Origin of the sequence: Dermacoccus sp. Ellin185 (assembly GCF_000152185.1) — a bacterium.
Classification (GTDB): domain Bacteria; phylum Actinomycetota; class Actinomycetes; order Actinomycetales; family Dermatophilaceae; genus Dermacoccus; species Dermacoccus nishinomiyaensis.
In genome coordinates this window covers 1-507 of record NZ_AEIQ01000075.1, presented here as the reverse complement: position 1 = coordinate 507, position 507 = coordinate 1, and the positions used below count along the sequence as shown (strand labels likewise).

1 protein-coding gene is annotated in these 507 nt (G+C 66.1%); it reads right to left on the bottom strand.

Annotated elements, in window-relative coordinates; translation table 11 throughout:
- Positions 1 to 445, bottom strand: a 445-nt coding sequence (locus tag HMPREF0321_RS07870) for an ABC transporter substrate-binding protein (protein WP_254653978.1), incomplete at its 3' end; no start/stop codon positions are given.
- Positions 446 to 507 lie beyond the last annotated feature (62 nt).

The window sequence follows — 507 nt, the reverse complement described above, 5'->3', positions numbered from 1 at the left end:
GGTAGCCGAGGTTCGCGGTGCTCTGGACCTTGAGGCTCTTGTCGCCCTGCGCCGATTTCACATCGGTCGGGGCCAGCCGCTCCAGCATGTCGAGCTCGCCGGCGCGCAGGTTCGCGAGGCGGACCGTGGTGTCGGGAATGGCGCGGTAGACGATCCGGTCGAACTGGTATTTGTCGGCCTCCCAGTGTCCCTTGAACTTCTCCAGCACGATCCGGTCGTTCTGGACGCGTTCGACGAACTGGTAGGGGCCGGAGCAGACCGGTTTGGCCGAGATGTCGGGGCCGAGACTCTTGGGCGACAGCATCATGCCGGCGCGGTCGGTGAGCTGGGCGAGCAGTGTCGCGTCCGGACGCTTCAATTTGAGGACCAGGGTCGCCGGATCGGGCGCGCTGACGCTCTCGACCGAGGCAAGCTCGGATTTCCGCAGCGAGTCCGGCAGCGTCATCGCCCGCTCCGAGATTGGCCTTGGCCGCCTCGGCGTTGAAGCTCTCCCCGTCATGGAACTTG